The organism is Octadecabacter ascidiaceicola (assembly GCF_900185015.1).
In the GTDB taxonomy this organism is placed as follows: domain Bacteria; phylum Pseudomonadota; class Alphaproteobacteria; order Rhodobacterales; family Rhodobacteraceae; genus Octadecabacter; species Octadecabacter ascidiaceicola.
This window is the reverse complement of sequence record NZ_FXYD01000003.1, coordinates 453,109-476,799: the sequence shown is the minus strand read 5'-3', so window position 1 is coordinate 476,799 and position 23,691 is coordinate 453,109. Positions and strand designations below refer to the sequence as shown.

The following is a 23,691-nucleotide window of genomic DNA, read 5'->3' as shown; positions in this document are numbered from 1 at the left end:
TATGTTTGTAATCACCTTGATCGCGAAAGCAGGCGGCTTGAACCCGGCGCTAGTAGAATCGTTGCGCAACGCGTGGGGTGGCCAGTCCGCACAGTGGTTGGCTGCAGATGAAGCGGCTGAATTTGCCGTTGAAAGCAAACCCGAAAACCTCTGGACTGTCTGGGATGACGTTCAAGACATGGGCGTTGATCTGGTCTGCCAGCCGCTTGAAGGTCGCCGCAAGAAGATGCTGCTTGCCGATATGGACAGCACTATGATCCAGCAGGAATGCATTGACGAGCTCGCCGATGAAGCGGGCGTTGGCGCGCATGTTGCCGATATCACAGCGCGCGCAATGAATGGCGAGTTGGACTTCGAGGCGGCTATTGATGAACGTGTCGGTCTGCTTAAAGGGCTCGACGCTGCAATCATCGATCACGTCCTGAAAACACGGATCACTTACATGCCGGGCGGCCGCGCGTTGGTGCAAACCATGAAGGCAAATAGCGGCTACGGCGCTTTGGTGTCCGGCGGCTTTACAGCATTCACTGCCAAAGTGGCGGCGGAACTCGGCTTCGACGAAAACCGCGCCAATACGCTGGAAATCGCGGAAGACAAACTGTCAGGGCGCGTTGTTCGCCCCATCCTAGGCCAGCAGGCAAAGCTTGATGCATTGGGTGAGATTACGGCGCGTTTGGGCATTTCCCAGCAAGATGTTCTCGCAGTTGGGGACGGGATGAACGACCTGTTGATGCTGTCAAACGCCGGAACGGGCGTCGCGCTGCATGGCAAACCCGCCCTGCAAGAGAAGTGCGATGTGCGGATCAATCACGGCGATCTGACCGCACTTCTTTACCTTCAAGGTTACGCCAAAGACGAATTTGTTTCGTGATCGAGGTCACGCTTGATGTCCTCGCGCTCCTGCTTGCAGTTGCGTTTTTTGCAGGCTTTGTTGATGCCATTTCTGGTGGTGGCGGCCTCATCACGGTTCCTGTCCTGATCATCGCAGGCGCACCCCCATTGACCGCCATCGCAACCAACAAAGTACAAGCGGTGTTCGGTGCAGGCATGGCGGCCTACAGCTACGGTCGCGCGGGGCACGTTGATCTGCGTCGCCAGTTCTGGGTGGCATTGCTCGCGCTTGTCGCGGGTGGGGCTGGTGCGCTGCTTACGTCGACATTGCCGACCCAATTGATCCGCATTGCTTTGCCAGTTCTTCTGATTGCGACCGCGCTGTTCTTTGCACTCAAACCCGGCCTGAACGATATCGACCGTACCGCGCGGATGGGTCCGTTGGTATTTTCGCTTACGATTGTACCATTGGTCGGCTTCTACGACGGCTTAATCGGCCCCGGCGCAGGCGCGTTCTATATGATCGGCTTCGTTGCCCTCGCGGGGTATGGCGTCTTGAAGGCCACAGCCCACACCAAACTGTTGAATTTTTCATCCAACTTCGGCGGGCTACTTATCTACGCGTTGGTTGCAAGCCCGTGGTGGATCACGGGCCTGCTGATGGGGTTTGCGCAAATGGCGGGTGCCTATGTGGGCGCGCGGATGGCCATGCGGATCGGCTCAAGGCTCATCAAGCCATTGCTGGTCGTCTCGGCAAGTGTCCTCGCCGCGAAGCTGCTTTGGGACCTGATCTAACCGGGCTTCTTTGATGCACGGTTAGGCCGCAAGTGCTTTGCGTGTTTTGCCAATCATGAGCGCAGCTCGCGCGGCTTCGCGACCCTTTTCAACAAAGTGGCTGCGATAGATTGCGTCGTGGTGTTCGGTCTCTTGGTACTGATGTGGTGTCAGCGAAACAGACAAGACCGGCACGCCTGTATCCAAGCCGACACGCATCAATCCATCAACAACCGCAGACGCAACAAAATCGTGGCGGTAAATGCCGCCATCAACGACGAATGCGGCACAAGCGATTGCTGCATATTGACCGGACTCGGCCAGATCTTTTGCAACCAAAGGCATCTCAAATGCGCCTGGAACGTCGAAAACATCCACTTGGGATGCGGGGATGGTTTCGCAAAATCCTTCATAGGCACGATCCACAATATCGGCGTGCCAATTTGCCTTAATAAAGGCGTAGCGTGGGGCGATTGTCATTAGGGTCTCCTTTCCCGATTGCCACGCGATTGCGTGGGTGACACATCACCTCGGGGCAAAGACTCGCTGCGCCTGTGGGGTTCACAAGCACACCGAAGCTCTCTCACATCCGGACTATGACCGTCGGCTCTGGAATTTCACCAGTATCTGCTGACCAAGGGGAATCCCGAAGGGAAACCCTTTGCGCTCGCGGGCTATAACCGCCGGTGGGGAATTTCGCCCCGCCCTGAGAACTATTTCTGTCTGACGGATTTCTGTAGATCAGGCAAGTGCGATACTGGGCCGCATATCACCCGTCACCAGCCCTGCGAAGTTCTTGAGGTCTGGATTGCGGTAGGCCTTAACGGCTGGGTCGTTCGCATCAAGCACACCTAGTTTACACAGGATCGCCGCCATCGCGCATTCAGAGGCCCGCGTTGTGCCGTCCATTACCTTCAAGGCAACGCCAAGCTTCAACTCTGGCAAGATCGCGATGAAGAAACCTTCGGCCCCTGTCTTCACAGCCGCCTTACCTTTCGCAGCCCGCATCAGATGCGTGCAAGCGCGGTCTTCATTTGCAACCAATTCAGGGTGCGCCATCATCGCATTGCGCAAACGCACCATTGCCGCGCCGCGTGTACTGCTGTCGTCCGCACTGGCAAACGTCGCCATAGCGCGGCCAATACCTAGGATGCTCGATGCATGGTTCGGGGCAGAACATCCATCAATACCCCAACGTGGCGACGTTTCTTGTGTCAGCTCCTCAACCACCTGTTTGATGCCAACTTGCAACGGATGGTCGATCGCGACGTAGCCAGGACCCCACCCGTTTGCTTTGGTCATCGTCAGGAAGCCGCAATGCTTGCCGGAACAGTTATTGTGATACCGGCAAGGCGTTGCGTCACCTTTAATTAACCCATTGCGGGCAGGCAAATCGGATGGCCATTGTGGCCCGCAATTGAACGCATCGTCATCCAATTCGAGGTCTTTAAGCCAGCTTTGAACGCGGTCCGTATGGATCGCCGCCCCTGAATGGGACGCACAGGATAAGGCCAATTGTTCAGTCGTGAGGCCAAACCGATCCGCGACACCGCTTTCCACCAAAGGCAGCGCTTGCAGCATCTTGGCAGAGCTTCGCGGATAGGTCACAGCATGCGGATCGCCCCAAGAATGGACAATTTCGCCCCCCTCATCGACCACAACTGCGTGACCTTGATGGACGCTTTCCAGTATTCCACCACGCCAAAGTTCAACGAATTCGACTGGATTAGACATAAATCTCTCCGGATGGGCGGTGATCCGCGCAAATATTTGGGGACAAAGGGCTTTCCCAATTGGGCAAAATCTTGCTATTGCTATGGGTATCGAGTTGAAACCGCTCAATCTAGCCGAAAAGATACCCATCAGAGGTATTGCGCTATATAGAGCAACCAGAGGCACGGACAGCTTGGAGGCTGTAATTATGATTTCAAAGTTTACACACGCAATGGGCGTGGCCGCACTTATGACATTGGGTACTTCTGCGTTCTCGCAAGAAGCAAGCTCCAATCGCGTTGCGGCAAACACAGACTGGTCTGTCTTTGTTGAAGACAACCCAACAGAATGCTGGGCCGTCTCCGCGCCCAAGGAAACAGTGAATTCCCGCGATGGACAGGTTGTATCTGTGCGCCGTGGTGAAATCCTGTTGTTCGTATTTTATCGTCCTGGCGCAGGTGTAAACGGCCAAGTGACGTTCACTGGCGGCTACCCATTCGCCAGCGGCTCCACCGCTGAGCTTGATATCGGTGGCACAAAGTTTGACCTGTTCACCGAAGGCGAGTGGGCGTGGCCAGCAACACCAGAAGACGATGCGCGCATCGTTGCAGCGATGAAGCGCGGCGCTTCCGCGACTGTTAGCGCGCGTTCCGGCCGTGGCACAGTTACCCGCGACACGTTCTCATTGCTTGGCTTTACGGCTGGCGTCGAAGAGGCTGCGAACCGCTGTTCCAGCTAAAAACGCGACCTATGCGAAATTACGGGGGCCGGTTTTCTTTGGAAACCGGCCTTTCGTCTTATATAGGGCCTGAAACCAACCGAGGACGATTCTCATGGAACCGCAAGCGCCCATCACCCAAGACGTCATGACCATCAAACGCGTGCTGCCCGAAGGCGGCCCCGTAAACATCGTCGGCCTGACCCGCGATCAGCTACGCGATGAGCTGATCGGGCTGGGTGTGAAGGAAAAGCAGGCCAAGATGCGGGTGAACCAAATCTGGCAGTGGCTGTACCATTGGGGTGTGCGTGATTTCGACGTCATGACGAACCTGTCCAAAGACTTCCGCGCGACACTGGCCGAGCATTTCAAAATCGAACTGCCAGAAGTTGTTACTAAAGAAGTCTCCAATGACGGCACACGTAAATACCTTGTGCGGATCGCAGGCGGCCATGAGGTTGAGGTTGTCTACATCCCCGAAACTGACCGCGGCACGCTTTGTATTTCGTCCCAAGTTGGCTGCACCCTCACCTGTAGTTTCTGTCATACTGGCACCCAGAAACTGGTACGCAATCTCACAGCGGGCGAGATCATCGGCCAAGTTATGCTTGCGCGAGATGATCTGAACGAATGGCCTGAACAGGGGCAATCCCACGCGGATATGGGCCCACGTTTGCTGTCGAACATCGTGCTGATGGGCATGGGCGAGCCGCTCTATAATTTCGAAAACGTCCGCGACGCGATGAAGATCGCGATGGACCCTGAGGGTATTCAACTATCTCGTCGTCGTATTACTCTGTCGACCTCCGGCGTCGTCCCCGAAATTGCGCGGACAGCCGATGAAATCGGGTGCCAACTTGCTGTATCATTCCATGCGACGACGGATGAGGTGCGCAATAAGCTCGTCCCGATCAATAAGCGTTGGAACATCGAAGAACTGCTCAAGGCGCTTGCGGCCTACCCCAAGGTGTCCAATTCGGAACGTATTACGTTTGAATATGTGATGCTAAAAGACGTGAACGACAGCGACGAAGACGCCCACCGCCTGATGAAGCTAATCGACGGCATCCCTGCCAAGATCAACCTAATTCCGTTCAACGAATGGCCCGGCGCACCCTACCAGCGCTCCACGCAAGCTCGGATCAAGGCGTTTGCAGATATCGTTCACAATGCTGGCTATGCGTCGCCCGTACGTAAACCACGCGGCGAAGACATCATGGCCGCCTGTGGACAGCTAAAGTCCGCAACTGAACGCGCACGCAAATCCCGCAAGGAAATCGAAGCGGACGCAGGGCTTTAAGGTTTCTTAACCATCATTCGGCAGGGTTCCGAAATGGATGAGATAACCCTGAAAGCCCCGCCTGAAATGATTGCGGCCCTGGCACGAATTGCGCAACGCGATGACATCAGTGTCGGGCAATTGATCCGCAATTCCATTGAAAAAGAGTTCTACCGCCGCGAGAAAGCGAAGACGGCCTTTATGCCGGATGAGCGCCTCGTCGCCCCCTTACGGGCGCTTCTTGCAGATGATTTTGCCTACGCGAATGGCTGGGCAGATCTCGCTGCCCGTCTTCACCGTAAAGGGTACAAAGTCAACGAAGCGGGTGGCGGGATCGCGGTGTTCCGTCTGGATGGCACGAAAGTCTGCAAGGGCTCCGACCTTGGCTGCAGCTATTCAAAGTTGATGAAACGATTCAACGCCCCATTTCCCAACCATGCGCACCGAAGACTCCGCGACCGCGTCCTCACCGCCCCGGAATAACCCCGCGCTTTTCGCCTGCGCCTTCCCAGTTGTTTAATGCATCAACAGCTTCTTCAGCCGTTTCAACAAAGCGGAACAACTCAAGGTCATCAGCGGAAATCGTACCCGCCTCAGAAAGCGCGTCCCAGTTGATGATGCTTTCCCAGAACGCACGACCAAACAGCAAGAACGGCACGCGCTCCATACGGCCAGTCTGGATCAACGTCAGCGCCTCAAACGTTTCATCCAGCGTACCGAAACCACCTGGGAACACCGTGATCGCTTTCGCGCGCATAAGGAAATGCATTTTGCGGATCGCGAAGTAGTGAAAGTTGAAACACAGCTCAGGCGTGACATACTCATTTGGCGCCTGCTCATGCGGCAATACAATATTCAGCCCGATGGACTTTCCGCCGGCCTCTAGCGCACCGAGGTTGCCGGCCTCCATAACGCCCGGACCACCACCCGTCACAATGACGTTCTCGTGGGGTTCACCGGTTTCGGTCATGAGCTTCGCAAACTTGCGTGCTTCATCATAATACTTCGACAAGTCCGCCAAGGTCTTCGTTCGGGCGGCGCCTTTGTTTTCGGGTGACGGAATACGCGCACCGCCAAACATAACGATCGTCGACTCGATCCCTTGTTCGTCCAGCATGAGTTCCGGTTTCAGCAGCTCCAACTGCAACCGGACGGGGCGCAACTCATCACGACACAAGAAATCCGGATCCGCAAACGCCAGCGCATAGGCGGGTGATCGCGTCTGCGGTGTATCAGGGACTTCGACGGCTTCTTTGCGATCCTGTGAGCTGTCACGTAACGGATGGCGGCGGGTGTGATCTTTCATCTCAAACTGCTCCTTGTTGGGCTTTGCATTTTAGTGGCAGGTTGTCTGTGGATTGTCCAATGACAGGAACTGTAAATGCCCGTTACACACGCCGATATTGATGCCGCTGCCGCGCGGATCGCTGATTACGTTCACGTCACCCCCGTCATGCGCTCTGACACGTTCGGCGTGCCGCTACAGTTTAAGTTTGAACACACGCAGAAGACGGGTTCGTTCAAGGCTCGAGGTGCGTTCAATTCTATACTGACGGCTGACGTGCCCACTGCTGGCATTGTCGCGGCCTCTGGTGGCAATCATGGTGCCGCCGTCGCCCATGCCGCGACGACTTTAGGCCACAAAGCGCATATTTACGTGCCCAAATTCGCAGGCCCTGCCAAGATCGATGTCATCCGGCAAACTGGGGCCGTCCTGCATATCGTTGAAGGGGCCTACGCAGATGCAGCCGCAGCCGCGAAAGCACACCAAGAAAAAACAGGTGCGATAGATATCCACCCGTTTGATGCGCCAGCGACGCTTGCGGGGCAGGGAACCTGTTTCAAAGAGTGGGAAGCCCAAGGGTGTGACGCCGATACGATCATCATCGCCATCGGTGGTGGCGGGCTAATCGGCGGAGCGATGACCTGGTTCAAGGATCGTAACATCATTGGCGTCGAATCCGACACGACCAACTCAATGCATGCAGCCCTGCAGCATGGCCCTGAAACGGACATCGAGGTTTCTGGTATTTGCGCCAACGCGCTGGGCGCGAAACGTATCGGGCGGATGGCCTATGACCTAGCAAAAGAGAACGACCTGCAAACGCTGCTGCTCCCTGATGATGCGATCGCCAACGCGCAGAAACTGCTTTGGCAAAACCTGCGTCAATTGGTTGAACCAGCAGGTGCCGCAGCATTGGCCGCGATCACATCCGGTGCCTACAAACCGTCCAAGAACGAAAAGGTCGCGATATTGCTTTGCGGCGCAAACCCCGCGCCTATCCCGATTTGATTGCCCAAACCCGCATTGCGCGGTATGTGGCGTTCAAACGCGAAACACGCGCAGTGAAAACATAGGGGGCCACCATGTCCAACGCACAACTTGAAACCGCAATCGAAGCCGCGTGGGACGCCCGCGACACCATCGACACAAACACCCAAGGCGTGACCCGCGAAGCCATCGAAGACACGATGAACGCTCTCGATTCTGGTAAGCTGCGTGTTGCCGAACGTCGTGAAAACGGCGATTGGCACGTGAACCAATGGGCAAAGAAGGCCGTTCTTTTGTCATTCCGCCTGAACGACATGGCGATGATCGAAGGATCAAACGGCGACGGCCATTGGTGGGACAAAGTGCCGTCCAAATGGCAGGGCTGGGGCGACAACGAATGGAAAGCCGCAGGTTTCCGCGCAGTTCCGGGGTCCATCGTGCGCCGTTCTGCCTACATCGCACCGGGCGTTGTGTTGATGCCATCCTTTGTGAACCTCGGCGCATACGTCGACGAAGGTTCCATGGTTGATGGCTGGGCGACTGTTGGGTCCTGCGCGCAAATCGGCAAAAACGTGCACCTGTCCGGCGGCGTCGGCATCGGTGGCGTTCTTGAACCCATGCAGGCTGGCCCGACAATTATCGAAGACAACTGCTTTATCGGAGCCCGCTCCGAAGTTGTTGAAGGCTGCATCATCCGCGAAGGATCCGTGCTGGGTATGGGTGTCTTCATTGGCCAGTCCACCAAGATCGTGAACCGCGAAACTGGCGAAGTCTTCTACGGCGAAGTGCCGCCTTACTCAGTTGTCGTTGCGGGCTCTATGCCGTCCAAGAACGACATCAACCTGTACTGTGCGGTCATCGTGAAGACGGTTGATGAGAAGACCCGTTCTAAGACAGGCATCAACGACCTGTTGCGCGACTAATGCTGCTGTCTCGGACGCTCGCCAAATCCCGCATTTCGCGCGGAGAGCGTCCGTCATGGGCCGCGGCTTGGGCGCCTGTTGCCTTTGACGCGGCCTGTTTGGTTCTCGCGTTTGTGATCTTGTATCGCCCGTTTCAGTCGCTGACGGAAACGTTGAATTTCCCCGTTTGGGCCACGGTCACGGCCCTGCTTGCGCTGGGGTTTATCCCGATCCAAGCTGTCTTAATCTTCTCTTCGCTCTGGGCCTCAAAATCCCGCTGGATCGATAAGGAACCGTCCGAATGACCGAGAAAAAGCAAAAGAAACCATCCCGCCAGCAGGTCTACACCTTGCTAGTCGAAATCGGCCGTAAAGACGGTGACGGGCTTCCCAAAGACAGCACCGGTGCCGCGCTGATGATCTACGCGAGTGGAATTGATGAGGCAGAAGCCGTACGCGAAACCGTTGCGATCCTAAAGCAAGCTGATACAGCGCCGCTTGATGTGTCGGGATACGGCACGCTTGATGAACGCCTTGCCGAAGGCCACGATATTCCCGATGAAGAACGCGAATTGATGAAGCGTGCGTTGGACGAAAACAGCGTTATCGTCGCGCAGATGACCCCGTTCTTTGAAGGCGACGATGCCACCAAACACTAGCCGATTGTCGCCCCTGTAAGGGTGAGGGCTTCGTACCCCTGCAACACGGGTGCCGCCAACCCAACGCGCTGCGGGCGAAGCTCTGGTGCGATGTCAGCCAGAACTGACCATTTCGTCATCGCTGGCGCGTTTAAAACCGCCGACCCATCAAAACTTTCGACGAGCGCGCCGTTCACAACCATGATCTCATGGGTTTCGAGCAATATCTGGTGATAGGTCATAACGTGTGGCGTTGGTCGTGCAGGGCCGGCACAATTTCGCACTTCTAGGTGGCGCACCGCCGTGGAAACCCGTTCTTCACCAAACAAATACTCGACTTCTGAACCCGCCAAACAGACGCGTTGGTCACGAGACGTCACAAGGTCATCCCATAGGCTCATATATGGTCGGCGTAGTATCATCGGTGCGAAACGGCCCAGCGCTGGCACGGTTGTACTCCCGGACCAAAGAACGCGAACGGACCGTCCGCCTTGGGTAATCACAAAGTCGCCAGGGACGATATCGCGCAGTGTTTTCGGTCCATCTCGCGTGTCTACCGCTGCAGAGCCACACAATCCGGGGATAGGGCCGAGCGGGCATGGCGCATCAGCAATTGCGACGAATGCTACCTTTGGATCGATCATACAACCGTCAGTGTCGGTGATGATTCTCTGAGCATCGCGCGTGGATAGCGGGAAGGGGGATATCACTTCTGTTTGCCAAAGGCGGCCGTGATCTGGGATATACACGCTAAGACGTCCACGTCGCTTAGGTGCGTCCCAGATGTACGTTATGTGCGCAGTCTGGACGTCGCTGCCCAATGTCGTTTTTAGCGCCGTCGCCAAATGCCGCGTACCTTGACGCATCATCAAACGAACGGTGCCATCAGGTTCCAAACAAACGGTCAGGCCAGAAGGCCAAGGGTCAAGCGCACCAAAACGCAGCAAGTTCACAGGATGCATCTGCGGGCGCACCGAGACTTCCAGCATCAAACTTCCACGCGCCAGAAGGTCAGAACCAACCGAAACAGATCCCTGCTCACGGCTTAGTCCGGCGGGGTTAAAGACCCCACGTTCCTGCGTCCGAGTTCCGATCCATTTCAGTGCCATAAGGTGCTAAGCCACGCGTCGTTTCAGGGCTTCCGCCTCATAGCGTTTGAGCATTGGCCGCGCGGCAGGCCCGTAGCCTTCACCCGTCGCCAAATCCAGTTCCGGGAAAATCGTGCAAATCTCTTCGACGATTTCAGCCTCAAAAGACTTGGTTGTTTGTGGCCCCGGAAGAAAGCTTTCCGTTGCGAGGCCTTCCGAATAGATAACCTGATGTTGGTCGAACATCAGATGGACGTATTCCACTTCACCACCTTCGACAGCGCGGATGCTGCGGTCATTCACCAAGTCTTTGGCGGCAATAAGAACTTCGGTGTTGCCGAACATCAGTTCTGCCAATGCGTCCTTAACCATGACGCGGTGCAGTGGGGAAACCATCAACTCACCATGCTCGCCCAAGGCATTCGCGCGAATACGGATTGGGGCCATCTTTCCAATAGCAGGCACAGCGCGACGTCCGATCCAGCGAAGCGGCTGCGGGCCATCATCACGGGTCATGACCATGTCACCAGCTGTCAGACCTTCGACCGCGCGGGGGCCATCAACGGTATCGATCATTGTACCAGCCACAAAGCAGGGGATCGTTTCAACCGTGACGAAACCAACATCCGTTTCCAAAACGTTCCCGCTGCCATCGGTGCTTTCGACCTCATAGGTAAAGTTGGTCGTCTCAAAATCACTATCCGTGGTGATGTCGAAGGTCCCATCGGCAAGCAGCTTCACCGTTTGGCCCGTCGGCAGTGTGATCGTTTGCCCAGCGACGACAGGATTACCGTTAATATGTGTGATCGTAAGCGAGCCGGTGGTGTTGTTGACATCGTTGTCGAGAACATCAACGTTCTTGGTGACACTGTCCTGCATTGTCACCTGGTCGTCCAAAGCGACAAGCTCCGTTTGCACAGAATCTGCGGCGATCAAGAGATTGGAATCGTAACTGCTATCGGCGACATCAGCGATGCCGATTTTAATTGTGTTTGTTGTGCCGACATTCACCGGGATCGTCAGCGTCATCGTAACGGTAAAGCCATCCATCTCAGTATTGAACTGGTCGGACGTGTTGTCGTTGTACAAGTTGATGTTGTTTGACTGGTTGACCGTGCTGATGGTCGTACCGCTGCTCGCAATCGAAAGCGGAACGTGCGTTCCGTTGATCCAGACTCCAACAGCATCGTTGTAAACAGAGTTCGTATATTCTGGGTACTCCTCAGACGAGAACACAAACTGCATCGTCATCACGTCATCAGTCGGGATGAAATCCACAACCATGTAAGACGCATCATACGTGTTGGTACCCGCGACTGTGTTGAAGTCAGCGTCGTTGTTGGCGCCGCCCGTATTGGTGGACGTATTCGTGCTTTGGTTCGATTGGCTCGGATTGTCGTTGGTGAAACGGTTTGCACGACCGGTGGACAGGATTACGCCGGTGTCGCCGGGCGTTACGTTACCCGCAACAGCGTCGCCGTTTGAATAAATGCCGGATGAGTAACTGGAACCGGAATAGCTGGCACCAGTGACCGTAACGCCACTGCCAAAGATAGAATTGGCCATCTGCAACGCAGTAGCATTGGTGTTATAAGTTAACTCTACGCCTGCAACCATTCTACTCACCTCTTTCCAAGGTGAGACAAGCCAGACGGAATTCACCCGAACTTGTCGGTGAAATACCTATATCTAGTGGTCGACGTTGCGACCTAAGGACCATGTTGGGTCCGCTCGATGTCTGCCCTGCCTCGGGTCAATATTATTGTGTTAAGCATATGTTAACGGGTGGATTTTTTGGTGGCTTTTTAGACGCTTACGCACACGTAACGCGAAATATGTGTCGCGAAGGTCACAGACACATCGCCCGTTGAAACTTGGGGCCAAGGTTTGCATCACCATCAAATCCTCGGTAACGCAGGGGCAACAAGGAGAGTTCCATGCCCGTCGATCCGATTGCTTTAACCGCCGATCTAATCCGCTGCCCTAGCGTGACCCCCGTTGAGGGCGGCGCGTTGCAGCTTCTGGATAAGCTGCTGTCAGATGCCGGTTTTGAAACAACGCGGGTTGACCGCAACGGCACGCCGAACCTGTTTGCCCGTTGGGGTGCGCGCGGAGCGAATAAATCGTTCGGGTTTAACGGTCATACGGACGTTGTCCCCGTAGGCGACGAAGCAGCATGGACAGTCGACCCATTCGGCGCAAAAATCCGCGACGGTATTATGTATGGTCGCGGGGCCACAGACATGAAATCCGGCGTCGCGGCGTTCGCCGCTGCAGCGGTTGATTTCGTGAAAGACACGCCGCCAGACGGCGCAATCATTCTGACGATCACAGGCGACGAAGAAGGCCCATCAACCGACGGCACCATCGCGCTTTTGGACTGGATGCAAACCAACAACGAAGCAATGACCGCCTGTATCGTGGGAGAACCCACCTGCCCGAACAAAATGGGCGAGATGATAAAGGTCGGGCGCCGCGGCTCGCTAACGTCGCACTTCACGGTGACAGGCAAACAAGGCCATTCCGCCTACCCGCACCGCGCCAATAACCCGCTGCCAGCGATGGCGCGATTGGTGGACCGTTTGGCGAGCCATGAGATGGACCAGGGGTCCGATCATTTTGACGCCTCGACCCTCGCAGTCGTCACCATCGACACGGGAAACCCTGCCACAAACGTTATCCCAGCCGCCTGCAAAGCCAGCGCCAACGTACGGTTCAACGACCTGCACACCAGCGCAGATGTCATCGCATGGATGCAAAGCGAAGTGGACGCTGTTGCAGCGGAATTCGGTGTTCAAATAGATATGAATACCCGGGTTTCTGGCGAGAGCTTTCTGACGCCTCCAGGTGAATTGTCCGACCTCGTAAGTGCTGCGGTGGAAATGGAAACGGGTGTGACGCCTGAGCTATCAACAACCGGCGGCACGTCGGATGCGCGTTTTGTGAAGAACCATTGCCCTGTCGTGGAAGTCGGTCTTGTCGGGAAAACCATGCATCAGGTTGATGAATGCGTGCCTATCGAGCAAATCACCCAGCTTAAGGCGATCTATACGCGTGTCTTGCGCGACTACTTTAGCTGATTGCGCCTGCGGCGAGCGGGGAGGGGGACCAGTCCCCCGTCGCAAAAGCGACTCCCTCTGAGGTTTTTGAACAAAAGAAGAAGAAAGATAGGGTCTGACGTTACGCATAACCCGTGATAGGCAGGCGCTATGATACGTATCCCTTCGAAGTCCGAGATCCTCACATGGATCGCTGAAAATCCCACCAAAGCTGCCAAGCGCGATATAGCGAAGGCGTTCGGTATCAAAGGCGCTGCGCGCATTGATCTCAAACGTGTGCTGCGCGAGTTGGAGGACGAAGGGAAGCTTCAAAAGCGCAAGTCGTCCTACCGTGATGCCAACAAGCTGCCGCCGGTTTCCGTGTTGGAAATTGTGGGCCCCGACAGTGACGGTGATCTGTTTGCACGGCCTTTAGAATGGGCAGGCGAGGGCGATGCGCCGCAAGTCTTGATGGTTATGAAACCTGATGAGCCCGCGCTGGGCGCAGGCGAGCGGATTCTTGGCCGTCTGACAGAGGTTCGTGGCGAGGATTATTCCTATTCAGCACGTCTTATCCGTCGCATTGGCACCAACCCGCTGCGTATTTTAGGCGTGTTTCGCGCTGGATCTGAGGGCGGCCGGATCGTTCCTGTCGACAAGGGGTCCCAAAAGGAATGGGTCGTTGCGGCCGGGGCCACGGGTGATGCGAAAGACGGCGAGCTTGTTGAAGCCGAGCAAGCAGGCCCGAAAGGGCGAATGGGTTTGCCTAAGGCGCGGATCGTTGCGCGATTGGGTGACCCAACACAGCCACGCGCCGTCAGCCTGATTGCAATTCATCAACACGGCATCCCTGATCATTTCCCTGACAGTGTCATCGCCGAAGCCGATTCCGCGAAACCAGCAGGCCTCGGAAAACGCGATGACTTGCGCGATCTGCCGCTGATAACAATCGACCCGTGGGATGCGCGCGACCACGATGACGCCTGTTGTGCCATACCAAACGGTGACGACGGTTTCGCGCTTTGGGTCGCGATTGCGGATGTGGCGCATTACGTCACTCCGGGGTCTGAACTGGACCGCGAAGCGCGCAAGCGTGGCAATTCCACTTACTTTCCCGACCGCGTTGTTCCGATGTTGCCGGACCGGTTGTCTGGTGATCTTTGTTCGTTGCACGAAGGGGTTGATCGGGCCTGTATCGCCGTTGAGATGCAGATCGACCGCGACGGTAACAAAACATCTCATCGCTTTGTGCGTGGCCTTATGAAGTCGCCCGCGTCGTTGAATTACGAAGAAGTACAGGCCGCGATGGACGGCGTTGTGAACGACAAGGTCGCGCCGCTCCTCGACGATGTAATCCGCCCGCTTTACGCCTGCTATGACGCGCTAAAAAAGGCACGGGCTTTGCGCCAGCCGCTTGAACTTGATCTGCCCGAACGAAAGATCGTCCTGAATGATGATGGCGTCGTCGAAGATGTAGCGTTCAGGGAACGCCTTGATGCGCACCGCTTGATCGAAGAATTTATGGTCCTTGCCAACGTCGCGGCGGCGGAAACCTTGGTTGCTAAAAAGACTGCGCTGTTGTTCCGCGTGCACGAAGAACCCAAGCCCGAAAAGCTCGAAGCGTTGCGTGAAACAGCGCAAGCCGCTGGGCTGCAATTGGCGAAGGGGCAGGTTCTTAAGACGGGGCACTTGAACAGATTGCTGTCTCAGGCGGCAGGAACGGATGACGCGGAACTGATCAATATCTCAACACTGCGCTCGATGACCCAAGCGTATTACAATCCTGAAAACTTCGGGCACTTTGGCCTCGCGCTCTTGGCTTACGCGCATTTCACATCGCCTATTCGCCGCTATTCTGACCTGATTGTTCACCGCGCGCTGATCACGGCGCACGGTTGGGGCAAGGACGGGCTGACACCCGAAGACGAAGCGATGCTGGCCGAGACCGCAGTCGCAATTTCCGACACGGAACGCCGATCAATGCTGGCTGAGCGCGATACCACAGACCGCTACCTCGCAGCGTTCCTGAACGACCGTGTTGGCGCTATGATGGGGGGCCGTGTCAGCGGAATTGCGAAGTTTGGCGTGTTTGTGAAGCTCGATGAAACGGGCGCTGACGGCATGATCCCGATCCGCAATTTGGGGGCGGAGTATTTCCACTATGATGCCGACAGCCAGACCTTAATGGGGGCTGACACGGGCGTTGTCATCGGGCTCGGCGTGCGCGTGACGGTTAAACTGGTTGAGGCCGCGCCTGTGACGGGCGGCCTCATTGTTGATCTGTTAGAAATTGACGGCAAAGCGATGCCTAAGGGCCGTTCAACCCATCGCGGCAAACCCCCGCGTCGCAAAATGAGTAGCGCCAAGAAAAAGGCCGCGAAAACAGCGCGTAAAGTGAAGCGTACGCGTAAATAAGCGGGCGAAAAACTGCCAGCGCCCAATGGATTGGTTCCGAAATGGAAACATTCGCGCTACCGTGTCAGGGACGAGTCCTTTCAGGTGGGTTATGGCATGATGTTTTTGCGCGGTTTGGTATTGGTTGGGGTGCTTGGTGCTGGCCCTTTAATGGCTGGACCGGTCCCACAGGAGGCACCCAAGAACGTATCCCCGTTTATCCAGGTGCAAACGGCCAGTTTGCGTTTCAACCGCTGGATCTCCGGCTTCCGCAGCCGCGCCTTAAGGCAAGGTATTTCTGCCGCCACCTTCGATACGGCTTTCGCAAACATCGAGTACAACACGACCGTTGTTGAGCGCGACCGCAACCAATCCGAGTTCAGCAAAGCGCTCTGGGAATACCTTGATACCGCCGTTTCCGACGCCCGTATCCGCAACGGACGCCGCGCATTGGAAAACAACTCAAGGCTGCTGAACCAGATCGAGGCGACCTACCGTGTCGATAAAGAAGTGGTCGTCGCGATCTGGGGGCTTGAATCGGCCTATGGCGCCGTGCGCGGCAGCACCAATGTGATCGAAGCGATGGCAACCCTCGCCTATGAGGCAAGGCGCGGTGAGTTCTTTGAAGAACAGCTTGTGGCGGCGCTGCAAATTCTCGAAGCTGGTGACACCGCGCCACGAAACATGACAGGTTCATGGGCGGGCGCGATGGGACATACACAGTTCATCCCGACCAGCTTTCTTGATTATGCTGTTGATGGAAATGGCGATGGTCGGCGCGATATCTGGTCGGATGATCCGACAGATGCGCTGGCGTCGACGGCCAATTACTTGCGTAGTTTCGGCTGGACCCTTGGCCAGCCTTGGGGTGTCGAAGTGCAGCTTCCCGACGGATTTGAATACGCAACCGCCCGCCGTGAAAACGAGCAACTGCCAAGCGCGTGGGCGGCCTTGGGTGTTGTCGACCTAAACGGTCGCGCGGTGCCTGATCACGCACGCGCGTCCATCCTCCTCCCCGGTGGCGCAGAGGGCGCGGCCTTTATGATCTTCCCGAATTTCGAAGTTCTGGAACGCTACAACACAGCCGATGCCTATGTGATCGGGGTCGGTCATTTGTCTGACCGCATCGCGGGCGGCCCCGCAATTCAGGCGTCATGGCCTCGCAGCGATGGCGCATTATCCGGCCCACAACGCCGAGAACTTCAGGAGCGCCTGACCGCCGCAGGGTTTGATACAACCAAAATCGACGGTCGCATCGGGCCGCTCACGATCAACGCGATCCGCAACTATCAGTTGGCCAATGGGCTAACGCCGGATGGCTATGCCTCCGTGCGGTTGTTAGAACGACTGCGCTAGAAAGGAATTTCTGCGCAGCTTTCGCCGCGTATACAGGACTCAACACGATCAATGTTGTCTTGGCTGGGTTCAAAAAGCTTGCTGAAACACGGATCAATTTCGACAACGTAACCGTCCTGCGTTTGCTGTGCGAACACCAAAACATCCTCGCCGTCGCTTTCCATAGAACCGCACCACGGCCCTAAGCAAACAAACGTCAACGTCACATCAAGTGTGGGTGCTGGAACGAATCCAGCCGCGCCAAGGTAGCTTCCCTCAAAACCCGCACGCATAGACACTGTTTCAGGGTCAAGCTGCCCGCCTCTGGTTCGGGCAGGCGCATCAAATGAAAACGCGCCATTCAAAACAAGATAGCTTTCTTCGGCGGCATTCGCCCAATTGAATGTGCGGGCGATATCCGGTGGCATGCAAGACAATGCCTGCGTTTGCCCTGCGGTCACAGCGATCAAGGCCGCCAACAAAAATCGTTTCATATTTCACCTCCAAAAGCGTCTAGCACCGCCGCGTAAACGTCCCTTTTAAATGGGACGATATTCGCAAGCAGTTCCTTGGGAGAAATCCACATCCATTCGGAAAATTCTTGGTGTGGTTGGACGATGTTTACCTGATCATCGGTGCCGTTGAACCGCATCAGCACCCATTTCTGTTCCTGCCCCCGAAAGCGGCCTTTCCAGATTTTTGGCACAATATGGTGGGGCAGATCGTAGGGCAGCCAATCTTCGGTTTCCGCGACAATCGTCACCAAATCGGGGGTGATGCCGGTTTCCTCGTCAAGCTCACGCAGCGCGGCCTCTGTCACACCCTCACCCTTGTCGATGCCCCCTTGTGGCATTTGCCAAGCATCCTGATCACGATCCAAACGCTGGCCAACGAAAACATTGCCGTCTTTGTTTACAACCATCAGTCCCACGCACGGACGGTACGGAAGCTTTACAATTTCGTCAGGGGTCATCGTCTTGGCCATTGTCGTATCCTTCACATGAAAACGCCGCCGAGTTTTACCTCGGCGGCGCATCTTTCCCAACTGGGAAAATTATTCGCCGTTTGGCCCAAGCGCAGACAAACCTTTCAGAATGTCGATGGCGTAGGCCAGCTGGTAATCCTCTTCGCGAAGGGCCGCTGCATCTTCCGCACGCAGACGATCCGCTTCGATCAGCTCGATCTCATCTTCGGTCAGGCTGTCATTATCCAACGCGCCACGCAGGTCCGCCTCGGAACGGAAACCGCGATCTTCTTCCTCCTCGACCTCCGCTTCAGGGTCACGGCGTGGCTGTTCGACGATGATGTCAGGTGAAATGCCTAGCGCTTGGATCGAACGTCCAGACGGGGTGTAGTACCGCGCTGTTGTCAGGCGCATCGCGCTGTCACCGCGCAGTGGCATGACTGTCTGAACAGAGCCCTTACCAAACGAGTTGGTCCCGATAACAATCGCGCGGCGATGGTCTTGCAACGCACCAGCAACGATCTCGGATGCAGACGCAGAGCCCCCGTTGATCAACACAACAATCGGCAGACCTTCTGCCAAGTCACCTTCACGGGCATTCCAGCGTTGGCCATCGTTCGGGTTGCGCCCACGTGTAGATGTGATTTCACCCGCATCCAAGAACGCATCGGACACCGCAATCGCTTGGTTCAACAAACCACCTGGGTTGTTGCGCAGATCAATGACGAAACCATTGACGTTCTCAATGCCACCAGCCTCAGACACTTGTTCGGCCAATTGCTCTTCAAGGCTCGGGTACGTCTGGTCGCTAAACGTCACGACGCGAAGCACAACAGTTTCACCTTCAACGCGGCTGCGAACGGCTGTCAGTTTGATGGTGTCGCGGATAATGGACACGTCAAACGGCTGATCCACGCCTTCACGCGCCACGGTAATGATAATCTCGGATCCAACAGGGCCGCGCATCAGTTCGACCGCTTCGTCCAACGTCAGACCAAACAGGTTTTCGCCATCAACGCCGGTAATGAAATCACCAGCTTCGATTCCGGCCCCAGCCGCAGGTGTGCCATCAATCGGGGAAACAACCTTTACGAACCCTTCTTCTTGGGTCACCTCGATGCCAAGTCCGCCGAACTCGCCACGCGTCGCTTCGCGCATGTCGGCGGCGTCCTCTGGGGACAGGTAGCTGGAATGCGGATCAAGCGACGTCAGCATACCGTCAATCGCTGCCTCGATCAGCGCCGCATCGTCCACGTCTTCGACATATTGCGCACGGATGCGTTCAAAGATGTCTCCAAACAGGTCGAGCTGCTCATAGACGGACGCGTTGTTGGTCGCTTCCTGCGCGATAAGCGGGCCTGCGATCTGCGTTGTGGCGACTGCGCCCAATAAGATCCCGCCCGTAGCGGCCATTGCAAATTTTTTCATCTACTCAATTCCAATCATTCTTGCCCGACATGGCATAAGTTTACTGCAACGCAAACCACTCTGCGGGATTTACGGCACTTTGCCCGTCTCTGACCTCAAGATAAAGCGTTTCAGTACGTTCACCGGCGGAACCCTGCGCGCTTTCGTTCAAAATCGCTTGAGCATTCGTGATAACGCCTCCCATTAGACCGATTGGGGTGCCGTCTGGGACAATCTGCCCCACTTCGCCAAATGCCTCAGCGAGTCCCGCAATAACCCAAAGCGTGTCGGCAGCAGGTTCCAGAATCACCACCGTTCCATAATCCAGCAATGGACCCGCATAACGAATGGTCGCCGAAACGGGCGTCGCAACCAACGCCCTAGGCCGCGTTGCAATCAGAATACCAGGGCGTTCGATCCCTGCGGCATCCGCCTCATTGAACTGGCGAATGACTTGACCCGCGACCGGCAATGGGATCGCCCCCTTAACCGTGCTGGCATCCGGCCCAGCGTTCGCATGTGTCTCGGTCAAACCCGTCGCAAACGCATCCAGTGTCTCAGCACTCGCGAGCAAAATCGCGGTTTGAACGGGATCATTCAAAAACCGTTGCGGCAAGTCTGTGCGGTTCGAAATCGCCGCGCTTAGGGCCGCTCTCGCCTCTTGTGCGCCGTCCAACCCGTCCTCCAAAACCGCCAATGCATCCGTCTGTAGGCTTCGCAGAACCGCGACTTCTTCCAACTTGCTGCGCAATGCCGTCACTTCGTCCTGCAATGCGGGGGTCACTTCGGCCAGCATCATGCCAGATCGCGCCGTTCCGGTCGGCCCACTTGGGTGCAGAAATAGGATCGGGGCGGGTGCGCGGCCCATCGTTTGCAAAACAGCCAACAGGCGCGCGACCTCATCGGATCGCGCCGCAAGATCAGTCTCTAGCGTGCGCTGTCGGATCGCCGCGCGGCGCAGTCCGTCACGCAATGCCGCCAACCCGTCTTCATAGGCCCGCACAGTTTCGGTCAATGCGGCAACACGATCAGACCGCCCGTCTGCCGCTTCCAAAATACCACGCGCCTCTTGCAAACGTTCAGATGCCGCGAGAGCTGCCTCACTTGGCGTCTGTGCCAAAGCGGGGGCTGCAACCAGTGCAATTATGAACGCGAGAGCTTTCACTTAATCAAACTCACGCCCGTCATTTCAGGCGGCAGACCTAGCCCCATCAGATCCAATAGGGTCGGCGCCAAATCTGCCAAACGGCCATTGTTCAATTCAGCACCCTCAGGTCCACCAACAAGCGCAACAGGCACAGGGTTTGTCGTATGCGCCGTGTGCGGCCCACCGGTTTCAGGGTCTACCATCGTCTCGCAATTGCCGTGATCCGCCGTGACGATCATCGCGCCACCTACAGTCTCTAACGCGGCCAAAACACGGCCTAAACCTGCATCAACCGCTTCACACGCCTTCACCGCGGCATTGATGTCACCGGTATGCCCGACCATGTCAGGGTTGGCGTAGTTGCAAACGATCAGATCATACCCATCCTTGATCGCACCGACAAAAGCATCCGTCACTTCAGCGGCCGACATTTCCGGTTGCAAGTCATAGGTCGCGACCTTTGGGGACGGGGCCATGTAACGGTCTTCGCCTGTCTCAGGCATCTCGATACCGCCGTTTAGAAAGAACGTCACATGCGGGTATTTTTCTGTTTCAGCGACACGGAACTGGCGCAGCCCTTTCGCCGCAACCCAAGCGCCAAGCGTATTTTTGATTTTCTTTTTCGGGAAAACCGTGGTCATGAATGTGGTGTGATGATCCGAATAATCAACCATGCCCAACACCGCCGCGAGGTCCGATCGGTCATGATCCGCACCATGCGTGTCGAATGCATCAAAGTCAGGGTCTGCCAACGCGCTGAGGATTTCACGAGCGCGATCCGCGCGGAAATTGAGGAAAAACAAGCCGTCGTCATCATAGATCGCACTGTTCGCACCAATCACTGACGGTTTGATGAACTCATCCGTAAGATCATCGGCATAAGCGGCTTCAATCGCGGATTCGGCTGTATCAAATCGAAGGTCACCCGCATCCCCATACATCATCGCATAAAATGCGTCTTGCACGCGCTCCCACCTGTTATCGCGATCCATTGCATAATATCGCCCGATCACACTGCCGATCCACGCGCGATCGGGAAGGTGTTCACGCAGCTCTTTCAGATAGATAAGCGCGGACTTCGGAGCTACATCGCGCCCGTCAGTGATCGCATGGATCACAACCTCAAGGCCTGCATCACAAAGTGCCTGCGCCGCGGCGATCATGTGGTTGATATGGGAATGAACGCCGCCATCCGAGATCAATCCTGCGATGTGCGCCCGACCACCTGCTGCTTTTACCGTTGTAACAAAATCCTTCAGGGCAGGTTCCTGCGCAAATGTTTGATCCTCAATCGCGAGGTCAATCGCCCCAAGGTCCATCGCAACAACACGGCCCGCGCCAATGTTCGTATGCCCAACTTCGGAATTCCCCATTTGCCCGCGCGGAAGCCCAACATCGGGCCCGTGCGTAATCAGTTCCGCAGTGGGTCCTGACATAATGCGATCATAGTTTGGAGTGTCAGCCAGCGCAGGTGCATTCCCAACCGTCGCGGCGCTATTACCCCAACCATCCAGAATGCAAAGTACAACAGGTTTCGGTGCGCTCATTCTCAATCCCTCCAAGGCTCACCACCTTCTAGCGAACCTGCGCGGCAGGGCAAACCGCCTAAACGCGATGATACGGTGCGCCAGCAAGAATTGACGCAGCACGATAGAGCTGTTCGGCCAGCATCACACGCACCAACATATGCGGCCAAACCATTTTTCCAAAGCTCAGCGAGGCATCGCATTTCGCACGCAGGCTAGGGTCGATCCCGTCAGCACCACCAATGATGAACGCGAGATCACTTCGCCCATCGTCGCGAAACCGCGCCAGATCATTTGCGAATTCGGGCGAGGACTTAACCTTCCCGCGCTCATCTAGCGCTATAATAGCTGCGCCAGCAGGCAACGCCTTTTCAAGCAACACAGCTTCCGCAGTCATGCCACCGCCCTTGCGGTCCTCGACCTCGCGCACATCAATCGGCCCAAGGCCAAGTGAACGCCCAGTTCGGTCGAATCTTTGAAGGTAGTCGTCAATCAATGTGCGTTCTGGTCCAGCCCGTAGACGGCCAACAACGCACATCGTGACACGCATTATTGCGCCTCGACGGTCTCGCCGGGGGTCTGCCACATCTTTTCAAGCTGGTAGAACTCGCGCACTTCAGGGCGGAAAACATGAACGATCACATCACCCGTATCGATCAGAACCCAATCGCCTGCGGCACGGCCTTCGACCTTGGACAAGATGCCGAAGCTCTGTTTCAAACGTTCGGTCAGCTTTTCGGCAATTGATGCAACCTGACGCGAGGAGCGACCCGAAGCGATGACCATATGGTCGCCCATCTCAGACTTGCCGCGCAGATCAATCTGAACCACGTCTTCGGCTTTATCTTCATCAAGTGATTTCAGGACTGCTGCCAAGGTGCTGTCTGAAGTAGGCGTTTGCATGGTCATTCTTTTTTGAACTCGTCGGCGGCAGGTGATCCTACCTAGGAAGTGTGAAACTGCGCAGTGCCCGTCAATGGGTGCACAGTCAATACCCCGCAGGGGCATACCTCAACGTAACAACCACCAAGCCGCTTTTCAACGCGCAGAAAGGTTACCCGCTGCATTGCGGCAATTCTGCCAGATCCTTTACATCGAACATCTCGCTAAGTGGGGCGTTGCGCAATAATGGTAGCATCGGTGAATCCGCGGCGAGCTGCATGAAAATCGACACCCGTGGGTCGTCCGGTGGAGTGGTGCTTTCCACGCGGCATCCGTCTGCAGTTACCTCTAAGGCCAGCGAATTACTGACATCTGATCCATCGTCCCATGTTGAAAGCTCGCGTTGCAAAGCGCGCATTTCGATCACACCCTCCGGCGAAATGGTGTAAACGGTTCGCATGTTGTCGGTTCGATTTTCGGCAAGTGTAAAGGCCTCACGCCGTATCTGCCCGCTAGAGCCTTTGGTCGCTGTAAATACAAGCAACACAGTGTTCTCTCTCAGGTCGACGCCTTGCGTGGTTTCAACACCGATCGCAAAACCGGCAGGGTCGGCCGTAAGGGGGTCGAGGACGCTCAACCGCGCCAATGTGGAGGGGACAAGGTTGGAGCAGGCTGAAAGTGCGAGAGCGGCTGTGGCACTAAAAAGCAGAGCGACGGTTCGAGAAGGGTTAAGCACGATGATTCTCCATTGACATATATTATTCAATGTAAAACAATAAAAAAT

Annotated in this window: 25 protein-coding genes and 1 riboswitch; of the genes, 12 read left to right on the top strand and 13 right to left on the bottom strand. The window is 56.1% G+C overall.

Annotated elements, in window-relative coordinates:
- The first annotated feature begins 1 nt into the window (after nt 1).
- Entirely contained in the window at nt 2-871 is an 870-nt protein-coding gene (gene serB, locus OCA8868_RS11295; protein WP_093996662.1) for a phosphoserine phosphatase SerB, read from the top strand.
- Nucleotides 868-1,626 (top strand): TSUP family transporter, encoded by a 759-nt coding sequence (locus OCA8868_RS11290; protein ID WP_093996661.1) that lies wholly within the window; start codon nt 868-870, stop codon nt 1,624-1,626. The genes serB and OCA8868_RS11290 overlap by 4 nt, the downstream gene beginning before the upstream one ends.
- Nucleotides 1,627-1,647: 21 nt before the next feature.
- Here the strand turns inward: OCA8868_RS11290 and OCA8868_RS11285 are convergent, their stop codons facing one another.
- Both OCA8868_RS11285 and OCA8868_RS11280 read right to left on the bottom strand, forming a co-directional pair.
- A complete protein-coding gene (locus tag OCA8868_RS11285; RefSeq protein ID WP_093996660.1) occupies nt 1,648-2,085 on the bottom strand; it encodes a 6,7-dimethyl-8-ribityllumazine synthase in 438 nt (145 codons plus the stop codon).
- Nucleotides 2,086-2,178: 93 nt separating this feature from the next.
- A riboswitch (FMN riboswitch) is annotated at nt 2,179-2,323 on the bottom strand.
- Between the two features lie 23 nt (nt 2,324-2,346).
- Nucleotides 2,347-3,339 carry an asparaginase gene (locus OCA8868_RS11280; protein ID WP_093996659.1) on the bottom strand — a complete coding sequence of 331 codons (993 nt, stop codon included), beginning with the start codon at nt 3,337-3,339 and terminating at the stop codon, nt 2,347-2,349.
- A gap of 187 nt (nt 3,340-3,526) precedes the next feature.
- Between OCA8868_RS11280 and OCA8868_RS11275 the strand changes: the two genes are divergently transcribed.
- The 3 genes from OCA8868_RS11275 (at nt 3,527) to OCA8868_RS11265 (ending at nt 5,798) form a co-directional block, all read left to right on the top strand.
- A complete protein-coding gene (locus OCA8868_RS11275) occupies nt 3,527-4,057 on the top strand; it encodes an invasion associated locus B family protein (protein WP_093996658.1) in 531 nt (176 codons plus the stop codon).
- A 94-nt stretch (nt 4,058-4,151) separates the two neighbouring features.
- Nucleotides 4,152-5,336 carry a dual-specificity RNA methyltransferase RlmN gene (gene rlmN, locus OCA8868_RS11270; protein ID WP_093996657.1) on the top strand — a complete coding sequence of 395 codons (1,185 nt, stop codon included), beginning with the start codon at nt 4,152-4,154 and terminating at the stop codon, nt 5,334-5,336.
- A gap of 33 nt (nt 5,337-5,369) precedes the next feature.
- On the top strand, nt 5,370-5,798 hold the full coding sequence (locus OCA8868_RS11265; RefSeq protein WP_093996656.1) for a hypothetical protein: 429 nt from the start codon (nt 5,370-5,372) through the stop codon (nt 5,796-5,798).
- Here OCA8868_RS11265 and OCA8868_RS11260 read toward each other — a convergent pair.
- The gene (locus tag OCA8868_RS11260) at nt 5,782-6,621 is read right to left on the bottom strand and encodes an LOG family protein (RefSeq protein ID WP_093996655.1); all 840 of its coding nucleotides are present in this window, start codon (nt 6,619-6,621) and stop codon (nt 5,782-5,784) included. The two genes, OCA8868_RS11265 and OCA8868_RS11260, sit on opposite strands and share 17 nt — an antisense overlap.
- 75 nt (nt 6,622-6,696) lie before the next feature.
- Between OCA8868_RS11260 and OCA8868_RS11255 the strand changes: the two genes are divergently transcribed.
- From OCA8868_RS11255 to OCA8868_RS11240, 4 genes are all read left to right on the top strand, one after another.
- The gene (locus tag OCA8868_RS11255) at nt 6,697-7,608 is read left to right on the top strand and encodes a serine/threonine dehydratase (protein WP_093996654.1); all 912 of its coding nucleotides are present in this window, start codon (nt 6,697-6,699) and stop codon (nt 7,606-7,608) included.
- A gap of 74 nt (nt 7,609-7,682) precedes the next feature.
- Nucleotides 7,683-8,510, top strand: coding sequence for a 2,3,4,5-tetrahydropyridine-2,6-dicarboxylate N-succinyltransferase (gene dapD / locus OCA8868_RS11250; RefSeq protein ID WP_093996653.1), 828 nt, complete (start codon nt 7,683-7,685; stop codon nt 8,508-8,510).
- The gene (locus OCA8868_RS11245) at nt 8,510-8,794 is read left to right on the top strand and encodes a hypothetical protein (protein WP_093996652.1); all 285 of its coding nucleotides are present in this window, start codon (nt 8,510-8,512) and stop codon (nt 8,792-8,794) included. The genes dapD and OCA8868_RS11245 overlap by 1 nt, the downstream gene beginning before the upstream one ends.
- Nucleotides 8,791-9,147, top strand: a complete 357-nt coding sequence (locus tag OCA8868_RS11240) for a DUF8846 family protein (RefSeq protein WP_093996651.1) — start codon at nt 8,791-8,793, stop codon at nt 9,145-9,147. The genes OCA8868_RS11245 and OCA8868_RS11240 overlap by 4 nt, the downstream gene beginning before the upstream one ends.
- Here the strand turns inward: OCA8868_RS11240 and OCA8868_RS11235 are convergent.
- Together OCA8868_RS11235 and OCA8868_RS11230 are read right to left on the bottom strand one after the other, a co-directional pair.
- Nucleotides 9,144-10,235, bottom strand: a complete 1,092-nt coding sequence (locus OCA8868_RS11235) for a Hint domain-containing protein (protein WP_093996650.1) — start codon at nt 10,233-10,235, stop codon at nt 9,144-9,146. The genes OCA8868_RS11240 and OCA8868_RS11235 overlap by 4 nt on opposite strands.
- Nucleotides 10,236-10,241: 6 nt before the next feature.
- The gene (locus OCA8868_RS11230) at nt 10,242-11,831 is read right to left on the bottom strand and encodes a Hint domain-containing protein (RefSeq protein ID WP_093996649.1); all 1,590 of its coding nucleotides are present in this window, start codon (nt 11,829-11,831) and stop codon (nt 10,242-10,244) included.
- A gap of 320 nt (nt 11,832-12,151) precedes the next feature.
- On the opposite strand from OCA8868_RS11230, the gene dapE reads away from it, so the two are divergent.
- The 3 genes from dapE (at nt 12,152) to OCA8868_RS11215 (ending at nt 17,002) form a co-directional block, all read left to right on the top strand.
- Entirely contained in the window at nt 12,152-13,294 is a 1,143-nt protein-coding gene (gene dapE, locus OCA8868_RS11225) for a succinyl-diaminopimelate desuccinylase (protein WP_093996648.1), read from the top strand.
- Nucleotides 13,295-13,423: 129 nt separating this feature from the next.
- Nucleotides 13,424-15,667 carry a ribonuclease R gene (gene rnr, locus OCA8868_RS11220; RefSeq protein ID WP_093996647.1) on the top strand — a complete coding sequence of 748 codons (2,244 nt, stop codon included), beginning with the start codon at nt 13,424-13,426 and terminating at the stop codon, nt 15,665-15,667.
- Nucleotides 15,668-15,763: 96 nt separating this feature from the next.
- Nucleotides 15,764-17,002 carry a lytic murein transglycosylase gene (locus OCA8868_RS11215; protein WP_093996646.1) on the top strand — a complete coding sequence of 413 codons (1,239 nt, stop codon included), beginning with the start codon at nt 15,764-15,766 and terminating at the stop codon, nt 17,000-17,002.
- Here the strand turns inward: OCA8868_RS11215 and OCA8868_RS11210 are convergent.
- The 8 genes from OCA8868_RS11210 to OCA8868_RS11175 form a co-directional block, all read right to left on the bottom strand.
- Nucleotides 16,999-17,475 (bottom strand): hypothetical protein, encoded by a 477-nt coding sequence (locus tag OCA8868_RS11210; RefSeq protein ID WP_093996645.1) that lies wholly within the window; start codon nt 17,473-17,475, stop codon nt 16,999-17,001. The two genes, OCA8868_RS11215 and OCA8868_RS11210, sit on opposite strands and share 4 nt — an antisense overlap.
- The gene (locus OCA8868_RS11205) at nt 17,472-17,954 is read right to left on the bottom strand and encodes an RNA pyrophosphohydrolase (protein ID WP_093996795.1); all 483 of its coding nucleotides are present in this window, start codon (nt 17,952-17,954) and stop codon (nt 17,472-17,474) included. The genes OCA8868_RS11210 and OCA8868_RS11205 overlap by 4 nt, the downstream gene beginning before the upstream one ends.
- Nucleotides 17,955-18,035: 81 nt before the next feature.
- Complete coding sequence (locus tag OCA8868_RS11200) at nt 18,036-19,373, bottom strand: S41 family peptidase (RefSeq protein WP_093996644.1); 1,338 nt, start codon at nt 19,371-19,373, stop codon at nt 18,036-18,038.
- Between the two features lie 40 nt (nt 19,374-19,413).
- Nucleotides 19,414-20,517 carry a murein hydrolase activator EnvC family protein gene (locus tag OCA8868_RS11195; protein WP_093996643.1) on the bottom strand — a complete coding sequence of 368 codons (1,104 nt, stop codon included), beginning with the start codon at nt 20,515-20,517 and terminating at the stop codon, nt 19,414-19,416.
- Nucleotides 20,514-22,046, bottom strand: coding sequence for a 2,3-bisphosphoglycerate-independent phosphoglycerate mutase (gene gpmI / locus OCA8868_RS11190; protein ID WP_093996642.1), 1,533 nt, complete (start codon nt 22,044-22,046; stop codon nt 20,514-20,516). The genes OCA8868_RS11195 and gpmI overlap by 4 nt, the downstream gene beginning before the upstream one ends.
- A 58-nt stretch (nt 22,047-22,104) precedes the next feature.
- The gene (gene rlmH, locus OCA8868_RS11185; RefSeq protein ID WP_093996641.1) at nt 22,105-22,575 is read right to left on the bottom strand and encodes a 23S rRNA (pseudouridine(1915)-N(3))-methyltransferase RlmH; all 471 of its coding nucleotides are present in this window, start codon (nt 22,573-22,575) and stop codon (nt 22,105-22,107) included.
- Nucleotides 22,575-22,934 (bottom strand): ribosome silencing factor, encoded by a 360-nt coding sequence (gene rsfS, locus OCA8868_RS11180; protein ID WP_093996640.1) that lies wholly within the window; start codon nt 22,932-22,934, stop codon nt 22,575-22,577. Before rsfS ends, rlmH begins: the two co-directional genes overlap by 1 nt.
- A 145-nt stretch (nt 22,935-23,079) precedes the next feature.
- Nucleotides 23,080-23,643 carry a hypothetical protein gene (locus OCA8868_RS11175; RefSeq protein WP_143849617.1) on the bottom strand — a complete coding sequence of 188 codons (564 nt, stop codon included), beginning with the start codon at nt 23,641-23,643 and terminating at the stop codon, nt 23,080-23,082.
- Between the last annotated feature and the right edge of the window lie 48 nt (nt 23,644-23,691).